General features: G+C 44.3%; 11 protein-coding genes and 1 pseudogene. 5 read left to right on the top strand and 7 right to left on the bottom strand.

Annotated elements, in window-relative coordinates:
• Together V5298_RS16030 and V5298_RS16025 are read right to left on the bottom strand one after the other, a co-directional pair.
• Positions 1–275, bottom strand: a pseudogene (locus V5298_RS16030) (glycosyl hydrolase); the annotation flags it as partial.
• A gap of 29 nt (positions 276–304) precedes the next feature.
• Complete coding sequence (locus V5298_RS16025) at positions 305–1,876, bottom strand: MFS transporter (RefSeq protein ID WP_332932454.1); 1,572 nt, start codon at positions 1,874–1,876, stop codon at positions 305–307.
• Positions 1,877–2,265: 389 nt separating this feature from the next.
• On the opposite strand from V5298_RS16025, the gene V5298_RS16020 reads away from it, so the two are divergent.
• From V5298_RS16020 to V5298_RS16010, 3 genes are all read left to right on the top strand, one after another.
• A complete protein-coding gene (locus V5298_RS16020) occupies positions 2,266–4,572 on the top strand; it encodes an agarase (RefSeq protein ID WP_332932453.1) in 2,307 nt (768 codons plus the stop codon).
• A gap of 209 nt (positions 4,573–4,781) precedes the next feature.
• The gene (locus V5298_RS16015; protein WP_332932452.1) at positions 4,782–5,396 is read left to right on the top strand and encodes a GntR family transcriptional regulator; all 615 of its coding nucleotides are present in this window, start codon (positions 4,782–4,784) and stop codon (positions 5,394–5,396) included.
• Positions 5,397–5,570: 174 nt separating this feature from the next.
• A complete protein-coding gene (locus V5298_RS16010; RefSeq protein WP_332932451.1) occupies positions 5,571–6,656 on the top strand; it encodes a 6-bladed beta-propeller in 1,086 nt (361 codons plus the stop codon).
• A 55-nt stretch (positions 6,657–6,711) separates the two neighbouring features.
• Here the strand turns inward: V5298_RS16010 and V5298_RS16005 are convergent, their stop codons facing one another.
• Positions 6,712–7,482, bottom strand: a complete 771-nt coding sequence (locus V5298_RS16005) for an IclR family transcriptional regulator (RefSeq protein WP_332932450.1) — start codon at positions 7,480–7,482, stop codon at positions 6,712–6,714.
• Positions 7,483–7,658: 176 nt separating this feature from the next.
• Here V5298_RS16005 and V5298_RS16000 point away from each other — a divergent pair, with 176 nt between their 5' ends.
• Positions 7,659–8,432 carry a phytanoyl-CoA dioxygenase family protein gene (locus V5298_RS16000; protein WP_332932449.1) on the top strand — a complete coding sequence of 258 codons (774 nt, stop codon included), beginning with the start codon at positions 7,659–7,661 and terminating at the stop codon, positions 8,430–8,432.
• A 106-nt stretch (positions 8,433–8,538) separates the two neighbouring features.
• Here the strand turns inward: V5298_RS16000 and aldA are convergent, their stop codons facing one another.
• The 4 genes from aldA to V5298_RS15980 are packed head-to-tail and all read right to left on the bottom strand — an operon-like array spanning position 8,539 to position 12,931.
• On the bottom strand, positions 8,539–10,002 hold the full coding sequence (aldA, locus tag V5298_RS15995) for an aldehyde dehydrogenase (RefSeq protein WP_332932448.1): 1,464 nt from the start codon (positions 10,000–10,002) through the stop codon (positions 8,539–8,541).
• A gap of 5 nt (positions 10,003–10,007) precedes the next feature.
• Positions 10,008–10,781, bottom strand: a complete 774-nt coding sequence (locus V5298_RS15990) for a 2,5-didehydro-3-deoxy-L-galactonate 5-reductase (protein WP_332932447.1) — start codon at positions 10,779–10,781, stop codon at positions 10,008–10,010.
• A 13-nt stretch (positions 10,782–10,794) separates the two neighbouring features.
• A complete protein-coding gene (locus V5298_RS15985; RefSeq protein WP_332932446.1) occupies positions 10,795–11,817 on the bottom strand; it encodes a zinc-dependent alcohol dehydrogenase in 1,023 nt (340 codons plus the stop codon).
• Between the two features lie 10 nt (positions 11,818–11,827).
• On the bottom strand, positions 11,828–12,931 hold the full coding sequence (locus tag V5298_RS15980) for a mandelate racemase/muconate lactonizing enzyme family protein (protein ID WP_332932445.1): 1,104 nt from the start codon (positions 12,929–12,931) through the stop codon (positions 11,828–11,830).
• Positions 12,932–13,290: 359 nt separating this feature from the next.
• On the opposite strand from V5298_RS15980, the gene V5298_RS15975 reads away from it, so the two are divergent.
• Positions 13,291–15,286 (top strand): TonB-dependent receptor (locus V5298_RS15975; RefSeq protein ID WP_332932444.1); only part of this gene is annotated, 1,996 nt, incomplete at its 3' end.

Raw genomic sequence — 15,286 nt, 5'->3', positions numbered from 1 at the left:
TGCCAAACCTCAGTGAGGTCCCAGGGAAACACTTTATCGGTTGGATTATCTGAACCAAAACCAACGGTTTCTCCTTCTCCTTTGGTATACCAACAATGATAAAGCCCATCGACAAAGATAACTGATGTGGGATCGCGGCGAATCACCCCTTCCTCAAAGGCAAAATCCCCTTGCAACTCCATCACATCAAATTCAGTTAACCACGCCGGTCCCTGCTTATCATAACCACGTTCTATTGCACGTTTGGTGGCTAAACTCATTTTAGTTTGTGACATTGCTTATCAACCTCTTAAAAAAAAGACGCTTAGGCTGCGCCCTTGTTAAGCATTAATTCAATTTCTTCAATGGTTTTGTTTTTAGTTTCTGGCATAAACTTGAACATCAACAGATACCCAATCAAACCACTGATGCCGTAAAACAGGAAAATTTGCGAGGCGCCCAAATTGGTTAACAGCCAAGGGAAAAACTGCTGCACAAAATAACTCACCATACTGGAAATAAACGCAAAGGTCGGGATGGCGATACCGCGGACATGGGTTGGAAAGAGTTCAGAAAAAAGTACCCACAACACCGGGCCTATGGTCATATGAAATGCCATGATAAAACTGATGATCCCAGTCATAATAATAGCCACCGGAATGGTTGCGGCACTTTGTAGAATATCCCCTTCTAATTGCCTGAAGGTGCCTTCACCTAACACATTAATGAGTGCAGCTTTAAATTCAAAGTCACTATTAAAAACCTGTCCAACCAAGCCTTCAAGACCATTAACTTGGTGCTCGCGGGCTAACTGGGCCACAAAGTCAGCGGACAAGCTATAAGTGGCCTGATCAAAACCGTAGTAACAGATAAACAAACTGACGGTTACCCAGGCGAGCCCCCATATAGCTAAAGGGCGTCGTCCTGCCCGATCGATCAACAAAATACCCAGAACGGTGAAGACCATCCCAGTGACACCCACAACAACGGCATTTAAAAAGGCGGCATCGGTCCCCACCCCTAATTGCTCAAACACCGTAGGCGCATAAAACAAGATGGCATTGATACCGGTTACCTGTTGCACGACGCCAAAAATAAACGCGATAACCACCGCCATGCGAACGCGCTTTTCAAACAGATATTTAAATGATTTAAAAAAAGAGGCATTTTCGTCGATGCCTTTAAGGCTATCTTGTATTTGAACAAGTTCTTCATCCACCTTGTCCCCTTTACCAAAGGCATGCAATACCTCTTTGGCTTCATTTACATGACCACGCAACACTAACCAACGTGGGCTTTTAGGGATGGTAAACAGTAAGCTAAACCACACTAAGGCGGGGATAATTTCCACACCCAACATCCAACGCCAGGTATTTTCATTCAATCCAACCGCCACCACCCACTGTGCACTACTTTGCGAAAGCTGTAACAAGCCGTAATTAATAAAATAGGCAGCGGAAAAACCCACCACAATGCTAATTTGAACCATGGCAACCAGACGTCCACGCAACGCAGGAGGGGCAATTTCACCAATATACATGGCTGCCACAGATAAAGAGGTAAAGGCCAAGCCACCGACAAAACGGGCGATTACCAAGGTTTCATAGTTTGGTGCGAAGGTAGAGGCAATGGCGGAAAAAATATAAATAAATGAAATACCAATTAAGGTTTTTTTACGCCCGATACGATTACAGATATAACCGGTAAACATTAACGCAAATAACACCGCCAATCCCGGTGCACTTACCATCATTCCTATTTGCATGTCGGATAATGAAAAATCCGCGGACACGAATTTAATTGTGCCGGAGATAAGGGCGGCATCGAGCCCTAAAATAAAAGCACCAAATGAAACGACGATGGCACAGTAATAAACGCTGTGGAATTTTTGCGGCATAACATGCTTACTCTGTTAACAAATGCGTTTTTCCATACTAACGCAACAAACCTATTTTGTTAACAATTAAATGATGACATTATAAGCATTGAACGCTAAACAGCATCTAGTGCTCGACATTCAGACAAAGAAGAACTTGGTAAAAATGTCGTCACCTTACTGACTATTGAACGGATAACTGGGGGAAAATAGCCACTTTAAGCGCATTTTGTCAGCTTAGCATCAATTCATCCCTTGCAGAAAAAGAAAATTTTTAAAACTAAAAGACAAGACTTCTACATTTATACATCCATCATATTGTCAACAATCATCATTTTACAATATTGATGATATGTAAAAATGCTGTTAGAGTTCCAGCTATAGCGTTTAGGATTTTAAGGTTACAAAGAATGAAATACTGGGTTAAAAGTAGCATATTAGGATTGGTTATCAGTCTTTGTGGCTGTCAGCAACATCATGAAAGCACACCGTCATCACGGATTAAAACGGAATCGCTGCCTGTGCTGCTGTCTACAGACAGCCCCCAAATACCGGATATTGTAAAATTGCAGCACGCCACGGGTTCAATGACTCCTGAGGGCTTACAGATCCACTTTCAATCGGAACAATATCCCTATTCAGCCATTTCACTGGAACCACAAACCCCATACGACTGGCATGATTTAAGGGATTTTAATATTGCATTTGATATCGCAAATCCAGGCCCCTATTCCACACAATTAAAGTTGGATATTACCGATATTGATGGCGCAACCTATACCCGTAGTATCAGTATTCCCGTGGGCAAAACCCATACCTACTATGGAAAAATGCAAGGCCATGATCTGGCCACCCCCAATGGTGATGAAAATATCGAATTGAATTTTCTATCCGGCTTACGTTCTAACCCGCCTACCTGGCAAGGTGAAGACAAACAGTTCATCTCCATGTGGGGCAAAAAGAATCTCAATCTTGCTGGCATTACCCGTATAACATTGAGTGTTCAAGATGCCTTGCATGACAAGACCCTTATTTTGAGCAACGTTCGTCTTAGACAGAATCCGCCGATGGATCCCACGTTCCTCACCCAGATCGTGGATAAATTTGGTCAGAATGCCAAGGAGGAATTCCCCAATAAAATCCACTCACAACAGCAGTTAATTGCAACCAGAGATAAGGAACTGGCTTCATTTAAATTCACGGATCGCTCTGAAAGAAGTCGTTTTAACGGCTGGAAACAAGGCCCTAAATTAGCGGCTACGGGCTATTTTAGAACGCAAAAAGTAGACGGTAAATGGTGGCTGGTGGACCCTGAAGGCTACCTGTATTTTGCCACGGGTATCGACATCATAAGACTGGCAAACAGCACCACCTTAACGGGCTATGATTTTGACCAAACGTTGCTCCCCCCTAAGGATGCAAATGATGTCACCCCAGAAGATTCCCAAGGGTTAAACCGTGTTCCCGACCAAGCAATTCCATCGCGATTTGTGGCCTCACCTATGCGTAAAGCGATGTTTGAGTGGCTACCAAGTTATGATGAACCGTTAGGTAAACACTTTGGGTATCGCCGAAGTGTGCATTCCGGCCCAGTAAAACATGGCGAAACCTTTAGTTTTTATTCCGCTAATTTAGAACGTAAATATGGTGAGCACTACATGGCTACCTGGCGTGATGTCACCATTAAACGCATGCTCAACTGGGGATTTACCTCTCTTGGCAACTGGACAGATCCCTCCTTTTACCAAAACGAGCAAATACCCTACTTTGCCAACGGCTGGATTACCGGAAACTATAAGACGGTTTCCAGTGGTAACGATTTCTGGGCGCCCATGCCAGATGTGTTTGATCCGGAATTTGCCCATCGTGCCAACATCACCGCAAGTATTGTTGCCGATGAAGTACAAAATAGTCCTTGGTGTGTGGGTGTGTTTATTGACAACGAATTAAGCTTTGGTCGCCCGGATAATCTTACCTCTTACTACGGCATAGTACTAAATACACTTAGACGTGACGGCGAGCAAGTTCCAACGAAAGCGGAATTTACACGGCTAATGAAACAAAAATACGGCAGTATCGAGGCCTTAAATGCCGCCTGGAATAAACAGATTACAGACTGGCAAGCTTTTGACAAGGGGATCAACTCTGACATTAACAACGACCAGCAAATTAAAGATTACGGTATTTTACTTAGCGCTTATGCACAACAATATTACCGGGTAGTAAAAAATGCGGTGAAAAAACACTTACCCAACCATCTGTATCTCGGCTCCCGTCTTCCGGATTGGGGAATGCCAAAAGAAGTTGTGGCAGCCGCCGCGAAGTATGCCGATGTGGTGAGCTTTAATGCCTACAAAGAAGGCTTGCGTAAAGATAAATGGGCATTTCTTAAAAACATAGACAAACCGGCCATTATAGGTGAATTCCATATTGGTGCCTTAGATTCCGGTTTATTCCATCCAGGACTCGTACAGGCTGCAAACCAACAGGACAGAGCGGCCATGTTTGCCGATTACATGCAATCTGTGATGGATCACCCTTCTTTTGTGGGCGCCCACTGGTTTCAATATATGGATTCACCCATAACCGGCCGAGCCCATGATGGGGAAAATTACAATGTGGGATTTGTCAGTGTCACCGATACCCCATATCCCCAAATGGTAAAAGCCGCTCAACAGGTCAACCGCAAAATCTATCAGTCTCGCTATATCAAATAAAGGGAATGAAGGGCATGGACGCCAAAACAATTAAGCAACACCGTTTAAAACTTATATTTACATCTCATCCAGTAAGAGGCTGAAAATAGGCGTAATAAAAGAAATTTTTGAGCTTTTATTGTTTTTTGTAGACAATAAATCATAAAACAATTGAAAGACCCAGTCCGATTCCCTTACTATTCGCATACACAGTTAAAAAGGATAATGAAATGACCGGGGCAAGACCGACCAAAATTTTATCTGTCAAAGATCAAATTGCAGAACAATTGCGTTCTGACATTATATCCGGTGATTTACCTCCCAACACCAAGCTTAATGAGAAAGAGCTTGCCGAACGTTTTGGCCTTTCAAGGGGCCCAATCCGTGATGTTATTTTACAGCTAACCAAAGAGGGTTTGCTGATTTCTAAAAATAATGTGGGGGCTTCGGTAAATAGCGTTTTAGATCCTAAAATGCAGAAATTAATGATCAACTTACGGCGCAATATTGAAGTGTTTGCGGTGGAACAATTGGTTGATTCATTAACAGAAAAAGACTTTACCGAACTGGAGGAAATTCTCAACGAATTAAAAGCCGCCTTTGAGCGCGAAGATTATACCGAGGTCACTAAAGTGGATATTTCTTTCCACCGGTTTTTAATCTACAAAGCTGGCGGTGATGAATTAGTGAATATCTGGTACCCCTTTGTAATGCGGATGCGTTTAAACTATAAACGCATTACATCGGGAGTAGAATGTGTAGACGAGCATCGTCAAATTCTCGAAGCATTGCGCAGTGGCGACATCAAACTGGCAACCAAAGCCCTTAAAGCCAACATTCGCTAACCACAAACCTTTCTGCGTTTGGCAATACCGCCAAACGCTCATTTTATCCCACACGATGAATTGTTAACAATCTACTGTATACACAACTCATTTACTTGCTACAATTAACCTCACCTTAAACCCGCGTATTTTTGCTTTTTACTGGCAGGAAATCCCATTCAGGACAAAATAACCATGGAGCAGTCGCCGACTAATTTACCCCAATCTCAGCAAGATCCCCATGGACGAATCATTGGGCAAGGAAACTTCAAATACCGCGTCAATGCACGATGGGGACAACTCGATCCCAAACACTATCCTGTAGAAAATTGTCACGATCTCACCTTCGATTCCCGTGGTCGCATTGTGATGGTTACCGATAACGTTAAAAACAATATTATTGTGTATGATCGTAACGGAACACTCATTGACACGTGGGGAACGGAATACCCCGGCGCCCATGCCATTAAAATTATCAATGAAAACGGGGAAGACGTGATCTATCTCGTGGATAGTGGTTGGAAATTAAACCCCAAATGGGACGGTGTATCCACGGATAAATGGGATTCTCCCTACAACAAAATGATCCCTCAAAGTGGATTTATTGCCAAACTGACAATAGATGGCCAACTTATCTATACCATCGGGCACCCACAAACTATCGGTGTTTACCGACCCGACCAACCTTTCCGTCCCACCGATATAGCCGTCGCCGAAAACGGTGATTTATATGTTACCGATGGATATGGCTCTGACTATGTACTCCAGTACGATAGCCAAGGTCGTTATATTCGTCACTGGGGCGGTCAAGATAACCCCAATTCACATCTAAACCTTGTGAATACCCATGGAATAACGTTGGATCATCGCCAAGGCAATGAACCACAGTTAATTGTCAGTTCTCGGGGAGAAATGGCGTTAAAACGCTTTTCCCTACGGGGCGAATATATACAAACCATTCCTACACCTGGGGCCTATATGGGCGCGCCGGTATTACATAATGACTACGGCTATGCCCCCGTATGCTGGTCTGATGTGGACGGTAACATGGCGGATAATTCAGGGTTTATCAGTATCTTTGATAAAAACGATAACATAGTCGCAAATTTAGGCGCCACTGAACCTAGCTATATGGATGGCCAGTTACAACCCATGTGCTCCACCTGGAACGTTTTTAATCATTGTCATGGTATTTGTATTGACGATGATGAAAATCTGTATGTGGGCCAGTGGAACGCCAATCAAAGCTATCCGATGAAATTAGAAAAGCTCCCAGCCTAAATTCACGGTTCCCCTATTCACCGAATAAAGCCCTTTATTTTCACGCCCCAATTGCTTAGCACCCGAGTTGCTGAGCAATTTTCTTGGCCGTATCGGCTACCGCGCAAATGATATCGTTTTTCTCTTGGGGGTGGGCTAAATGGGTATTTAACGTTGAAACCACAAGGCAAGCAATGATCTTTCCGTCAGCCTGCCCTACTAAGGCGGCATGATCCGTAACGCCTTCAATAAAGTGACTTTTTGCCACACATATGCCTTGGCTACGAATACCCTCTAAGTCTGCTAACAACTGTGTTTTTTGCCCCTCGTCATAGGTTTGATAAGTCTCGCTACGCTGTAAAATCATTTCTCTAACAGCGGCATTACTATTGGCCAGTAACACTTTACCCGGCGTGGTATCTAATGTGGGAAATATGGCGCCCTCGGTGATATTCAATGAAATAGGAACCTGACTTCGAGCTTGTACAATCACCATGGTTTGGCTTTGATATAACATGGTTAAATGACACGAATGACCAATGGTAACGGCTAAATCTTCCATGTGAGGCAGCGCACACTGGCGCATTTGATCAATGGGAGAAATGCGGCGCGACAAATTATAGATTTTTAACGATGCTCGATAGCGACCCGATACCCTATCTCGAACCAAATACCCCCTGGCTTCTAAGTTTACCAATACCCGATAAATTTCATTGGCATTCCGCCCCAAGGCGGTGGCGATTTCACTTTGGGATTTAGGCAATTCCTGATCGACCAAATACTCCAATACGTCTAGCGCCTTGTCTAGGGCAGGTACTGCATATTTATTTTTAACAACGTCTGTCACCGATAATATCTCTACAAAAAAGGTTAACCCAGCGATTTATACATAGCCGCACAAAAACATGCAACAACCTTAACATATTGTTGACAATCTACATTAAACATATAGTATTTGTATCTGAATGATGCATTTGTATATAAACATCCATTAACTTATGATGAATTCAATATAGGTGCCCCATGACTAAAAAAATATTATCTGCTGAACAAATCAACGATTTTCACCGCGATGGCTATGTTATTGCCCGTGGTTTCTATAGCCAAGAAGAAATAACACGTCTTCAAGATAAAGCATTTAACGATGATTCATTATACGAAAGAGCGTGGGACAAGAAGGACGCATCAGGTACGGTGAGCAAAGTATGCCTATGGCAGGAACTTGGGGATGATCTTTACAGCATGTTTTCCCGAGGACGTCGTTTAACCGATTCGGCAAACTTATTGATTGGTGAGCCCGTTTATCACACCAGCACCAAAATCATGATGAAAGAACCCTTCGTTGGCGGCGCTTGGGAATGGCATCAAGATTATGGTTATTGGCACCACGATAACGTTATGCTGTATCCAAAGCTGGTGAGCTGTATGATTGCCATTAATAAAGCCACCATAGAAAATGGATGCTTGCAGGTGCTAAAAGGGTCCCATCATCTTGGTCGCTTAAACCACAATAGAACGGGGGATCAAAAAGGGGCGGAAATGCAGTTCGTAGAAGAAGCCATGAAACATTTAGAACTGGTAAATGTTGAACTGGAACCCGGTGACACCCTGTTCTTCCATTGTAATCTGCTACATAAATCAAACCAGAACCGTTCATCCGAACCTCGCTGGACCATTATCATGGCTTACAACGCATTGAGTAATAAACCCTTTAAAGAAAATGAGGCCATTTATTACCCGCTAGAACCCGTTGACGATGATGCTATTTTAAATTGGAAAGAGCCAGAAACGGCGTAGTATTAATGTGGTAGGGTACGCTTGCTACCCAATACAGGTTTGGGTAGCAAGATAAGATTTTGATGGCGTGCCAGCATCAGAACGAATCTGATAATGGCACTATTTTTTATACTTCTTTAAGATAGACGGTTTTCTTTTCAAGATATTGCTCTAAACCAAACTTTCCGTCTTCACCGCCAAAACCGCTTTGCTTCCAGCCATTGTGAAAACCTTGGTGTTGTTCGCCCATACCACGGTTTATGTAGACTTCCCCCACTTCTAAGTCATTAATGGCTTTATGAATATTAAAGAAGTTTTGTGTATAGACGTATGCACTTAAACCATAAATACTGTCGTTACAGTAGGTAATGGCTTGCTCCATACTGCTGATTTTAACGATGGGCAGGATCGGACCGAAGGTTTCTTCGTGTACGGCTATATTGTCTTGGTTTACATCCACTAACACCGTGGGTTCATACCAGCAGCCCCCTTCAAAACCACTCACGTTCGCGACCTTTCCGCCAGTGGCAATTTTCGCCCCCTGCTTTATGCTTTCTTGCACAATATGGTCAATGTTGGCAATTTCCCGCTGGTTACATTTAGGGCCCATTTGGGTAGCCGGATCCATGGGATCCCCAACTTTTAACCCCTTCACCAAGGGAAGAAATTTCGCCATAAATTCATCATAGATGGCATCATGAACATATAATCGCTCAACACAGGTACACACTTGCCCACAATTGGCAAAACGTCCCCATAGCGCACTCTCCACGGCTTGCTCCAGATCAGCATCGTCCATCACAATCATGGGCGCTTTGCCTCCTAGCTCAAGCATCACCGGCGTCATATACTCGGCACTGGTTTTATAAATCTGCTTACCCGCTACGGTCGAGCCCGTCATAGTAATCATTTTAGTGATGGGACTTTCACAGAGGGTTTGACCAACCACTGAGCCCGTGCCATTAATGACATTAAATACCCCTGGAGGAATGCCTGCCTCATTGGCTAAACGGCCTAACTCCGTTGTGGCTAATGGCGTTTCCTGAGTGGGTTTTAATACAATGGTATTGCCGGTAATTAAGGCTGGGCCGATTTTTCGCCCGGCCAATGCCAACGGAAAATTCCATGCGGTGATCCCCACCACCACGCCGCGCGGTACTTTATGAATATAGATTTTTTCATCTTCATTATCTGAAGGAAGAATATCCCCTTCTATGGTCAGTGCATTATCACAGGCATAGTCAATAAAGGTGGCCGTCACATCCACCTCCATTTCTGCAACCGACAGTAATTTACCCTGCTCGGCCACAATCATCGGTGCCAGAACATGTTTATTCTGGCGAATTTTATTGGCAAAAGTGCGCAGCAATGTTTGCCGTGTACGGGCGGTGAGTTTTGCCCACGCTTTTTGAGCACGATTAGCGACATCCAGTGCCTGGTGCGCATCCTCTTCACATCCCATGGGTATGTGACCAATCACTTCACCGGTTGCGGGATTAAGTACGTCGATGACCTCATCAGATGTAGAGGCAACATATTCACCACCGATAAAATTAACATTATTATGAAACTGAAAATCTTGCTCACTCATTGAGATTACCTCCCCATCCATCCGCCATCGACCAGTAAAATAGCGCCATTAACGTAATTTGCGGCCTCAGACGCTAAAAAGACTGCCGGCCCTTTAAAGTCGTCAGGGTTCCCCCAGCGGCCTTGTGGAATACGCCCTAAAATCGCTGCACTGCGCTCCTTATCCTTACGTAGCGCTTCGGTATTGTCAGTATCTATATACCCTGGAGCAATGGCATTAACATTTACACCTTTACCCGCCCATTCATTGGAAAGTGCCATCACGAGCTGACCGATGGCACCTTTACTCGCGGCATAACCAGGCACGGTAATGCCACCTTGAAAAGTTAGCAACGACGCGGTAAAGAGTATTTTACCGGCACCGCGGGCCACCATTTCTTTTCCAATTTCACGGCTTAAAATAAATTGAGAATTCAGGTTAACGTCGATGACCTTATCCCATAACGCGTCGCCATGTTCCGCCGCTGGGGCACGTAAAATCGTGCCCGCGTTATTCACTAAAATATCTATTTTCGGAAAGTCGGCTTTGACTTGCTGAATAAAGGTATATAACGCATCACGATCTGAAAAGTCACACTGGTACCCACTAAATTTACGCCCTAAGGCCGTCACTTCTTGTTCTACTTGTGAACCTTTTAATTCCAGGCTTGCCGAAACACCAATAATATCGGCCCCCGCTTCAGCTAAACCTAACGCAATCCCTTTACCGATGCCCCGTTTACAACCGGTAACTAACGCGACCTTGCCGGCCAAGCTAAATTTTTCAAGAACTTTATTCATTGCGCTGCCTTAATTACTCTGCGTTACATTCTACCAGTGCTTTCATACCTTCAGGATTTCCATCCATGCTGGCAAAAGTACTGCCAATATCATTTAACGGGCTCACTGAACTGATAAAAGGCTTCAAATCAATATTGCCAGAAGCAATTAATTCTATTGCCCAATCAAAATCTGCCGCCTCATAAACCCGGGCACCTAGCAACTCTAACTCCTTCCAGAAGAATTGAAACAAATCAATTTCAGGTTTTGTACTATGAATAGCCACCATCACAATGCGGCCCCGACGTGCAGCAATTTGGGTCATGGCATCAATCGCCGGTTTCACACCTGATACTTCAAATACCACATCCGCACCTTTCGTACCGGTCCAGTCATCCACAAAGGCCGCCAAATCCGTTTCCATTGGATTCACGGATTTCACCCCGAGTTTATCGGCAAAGGCGCGACGACTGTCGTTGGGCTCTGATACCAACACTTCAGCACCAACACTTTTGGCCACGGCCGCGACCAATTGACCAATTGGCCCGCCACCGAGCACAACGACTTTTTCGCCGGCTTGTAACCGAGAACGCCGGACATCGTGACAAGCCACAGACAAAGGCTCAATCAAAGCCCCTTGTTGTAAATCGACGCCGTCAGGCAGTTTGTGTAATGTACGGGCTTTCACTGTCCAGCTTGACTGAAAAGCCCCTGGCGTATCAATCCCCATAAATTTCAGGTTCTGACAAATATGTATGTAACCGGCTTTACAGGTTGGGCATTCGCCACACCAATCCAGAGGACGCACAACCACCTTGTCACCAACGGCAAACCCTTCAACCTTGTCACCGATTTCAGCAACCACCCCTGAAATTTCATGACCAATGGTTTGGGGAATAGACACCCGCTGATCCATCACGCCATGATAGATATGCATATCCGTACCGCAGATGCCCACATATCCAACATTCAGGCGAACTTCCCCCGATTTAGGCGCAATGGCCTCACCTTCCACCACTTGAAATGATTTATTCCCGATATATTGTGCAGCTTGCATAATGTTTACCTTAAAAATGTTTAACTAAATGAGGGGCTAATAGGGCGTGATCAAAAACCACCCCGGTTCCTGAAATATCAGGGGCAACAGCCAAGCCATTGGAAAGTGTTATAGGTTGTGTCGTGTATTGGTCGATAGGAAAGGAATGAACTTCCAAATAGCCAGCATGAGGTTGTGAAGCGAGTAAAGACACATGTAATTCATGCATTCCATGACTACACAAAGGTAGCTTGTGCTTTTTCGCTAGCTCAGCGACTTTGAGAAAGCCGGTAATGCCGCCAATATTTGACGCATCCGGTTGTACAAACCCCAATTTAGCCTGGGCAAAGGCATATTCAAATTCATGAATGGTATGTAAGTTTTCCCCCATGGCTAAGGGAATAGTAAGTGCGCGGGCAATCTCGCCATAACCATGATAGTTATCTGGGATGATGGGCTCTTCAAACCATGTAATATCACAATGCTCTATGGCCCGGCCAAACTGGATCGCCTGCTCAATGGTCATGGAATAATTGGCATCCACCATAAACACCCGATGGTTACCAATAAGCTTGCGAACGGCTTCCACCCGTTGTACATCTTGTCGATAATCCTCTTTACCCACTTTGATTTTAACGGCCTCAAAACCTCTGTCTAGATAGCCCTGAATATTGTCCAATAATTTTTCTTGTGAAAAATTAAGATCAATCCCCCCTGCGTAACATTTGGTTTTATTACTCTGCCCGCCGGCCATTTTCCATAATGGCAGATTGGCCCGTTTGCATTTGATATCCCATAGCCCAATGTCTACTGCCGAGATGGCGAAACTGAGTAACCCTCCTCGTCCAACGTAATGGTATTCCCACTGCAATTGGTTCCAAATCAGTTCAATGTCAGATGCATCCAGACCTAGTAGCAAGGGCTTCATTTCGTCATTTAACAATGAACATATGGCGCGGCCGCCTTTACCACCGGTATAGGTATAGCCTACGCCTTCCAGACCATCGGCACAGGTTATGCGGCAAAGAATCAGTTCGAAGTGGGTATGATCACCATGCTTTGCATCAGATAACACTTCGGCTAATGGCACTTTGTAATACTCAACGTCAATGGCGGCTATCTTACTGTTATTCATTCTTAAACGACCTAATATGCTTAATAAATTACAATTTATTGTTAACAATCTACATCAGCATCAGGTAAGATGTAAAGGTAAATAATATTTGAATGTAACAATGAGATTGCAGATATGGCGCTTTTTAGTGCTAAGTTGGATAGGTCAGATAGTCCATTGGCCGTCCCATTTACAGCTTCTATTGGGTCATTTTCCTGCTCTTGTCCCCCGTATAATGGGGGCTAATCAATATCTGTTATTGAATAAGGCTAACCTAGGGGCCATTTTACTCACCTTGAATATTGTTAACAATTTTATGTTGACATGTTTATAAAATGTTGTAGATTTGAAAACGAAAACATCATACTCTGAGGAACATCATGACACTCAATAACAGATTTAAGAAAAGTGCTCTAGCACTCATCGTTATGGGCTCTTTTCCCATTGCACATGCTCAAGAAGAAGCCAAAGATGTGGAAGTTATCCAGGTATCCGGCATTCGAGGTTCATTACAATCGGCAATGAATGTTAAAAAGAACAGCAGCGGTGTTGTCGATGCCATTTCTGCCGAAGATATTGGTAAGTTTCCTGATACCAACCTTGCCGAGTCCTTACAACGCATCACCGGCGTTTCCATTGATCGCAGCAACAACGAAGGCAACCAGGTGACCGTTCGCGGATTCGGCCCAAGCTTTAACTTGGTGACGCTCAATGGTCGTCAGATGCCCAACTCCTCAGCGTTGGAATCCGCCGGTGTTTCACGGAGCTTTAACTTCCGTGAACTGGCCGCAGAAAGCGTATCCGGTGTAGAAGTGTATAAAACAGGAAAGGCTTATGTACCTTCTGGGGGCCTAGGGGCAACAATAAATATAAAAACCGCCAAGCCCTTTGATTACGATGGTTTTGTTGCCATGGTGAGTGCCAAAGCGGTAATGGATACCAGTGTGGACAAAGGCGATGATGTCACCCCTGAGTTTTCCGGCATGATCAGTAACCGGTTTGCCGATGGCAAATTAGGTGTCCTTGCCTCCTTTTCCCATTCTGAACGGGATAGCCATGTTGATCGTATCGGCACCCAAGGCTGGGGCACAGGCTATCCTGGTCAAGCTAATCCCGACACCAGCGCCATTGATACTTCACTCAACCCGACACTAACCACATGGCGCACCACCACGGTGGATCTTGAAAAAAGCGACTATTCCCGTGAACGTCAAAATGGTCAATTGGTTGTGCAATATCAAGCGACCGATACCTTTAAAGCCGCCATTGATTACACCATGTCCCGTTTAGATGAACGGGGTGAAATGAATCGAATGAGTTTTTGGTTCGATAATGTGGAAACCGGTGCTGCCGATGTAAACGGCACCATTATTAATCCAACCCGTACTAACGATGAATTAAATTTCTGGGCCTGGGAATATGCCTTTAAAACAGAAAATGACTCCATAGGGGTTAATTTTGATTGGCAAGCCACCGAATCTTTGCGATTTAAATTAGATGCCCATGACTCCACCTCCCATGCCAACCCCGGCGCTTTGCCTGCAGAACGCCTTGCCAATTTAAAAAATCCTTTTGGCGATGCCGCACCGGTAACCATTTCTGCTGATTTTTCTACCAACACCCCAACGGTGAGTTATGACGATTCAGCTCTGATTGGCGGCGCATATGCCCTTGATAATATTGAAGGCGATTTATATCAAGAACGGGGCTATGAAATTGAAAACAATATCAAGCAAGTTCAGTTCGATGGTATTTGGTACAACATGGAAGATGGTGCCTTAGACAGTATCAAGTTTGGTTTAAGCCAAACCACCTATAAAGTGGATACCAATAAAATTACCAGTTCTAACTTTGCACTCGGAAATGGCGCGATGGATATCTCCGCTCTGGATTTATCCTTTGCGCCTGGCGCCATCGGGTTTGAATCTTTCCCCCTATTCAGTGCAGAACAATTTATCGATTTAGTGGATGAGCAGGGTTTACGAAATCCAACATCCAATAACATGAATGGAATCGAAGAAGAAACCAATGCCGCTTATCTTGCCTTTGATTTTGTCTCTGAATTTAATGGCATGGAATTTAAAGCCAATATCGGTGTTCGTTATGAACAAACGGATGTTTCTTCTTACTCCATTACCAATCCTGTGGTCGGCTTTAACTGGATAACGCCGCTACAAATGGAAGAAATATTTGCCGACGAAACCTATACTGAAACTCTCGACGGCGACTATGATCATTACCTGCCTAATCTCGATTTTAGCCTGAATATCTCGGATGATTTAGTGACCCGCTTTTCCTACAGCAGAACCATTGCGCGTAGTGATATTAGCGCCATGTTTCCTGCCACCAGCTTAAATGAATACTATTCCACTGGAC

Origin of the sequence: Alteromonas sp. 14N.309.X.WAT.G.H12 (assembly GCF_036697315.1) — a bacterium.
Classification (GTDB): domain Bacteria; phylum Pseudomonadota; class Gammaproteobacteria; order Enterobacterales; family Alteromonadaceae; genus Alteromonas.
The sequence above is the reverse complement of the archived record's forward strand: the minus strand, read 5'-3'. Positions and strand labels throughout refer to the sequence as shown.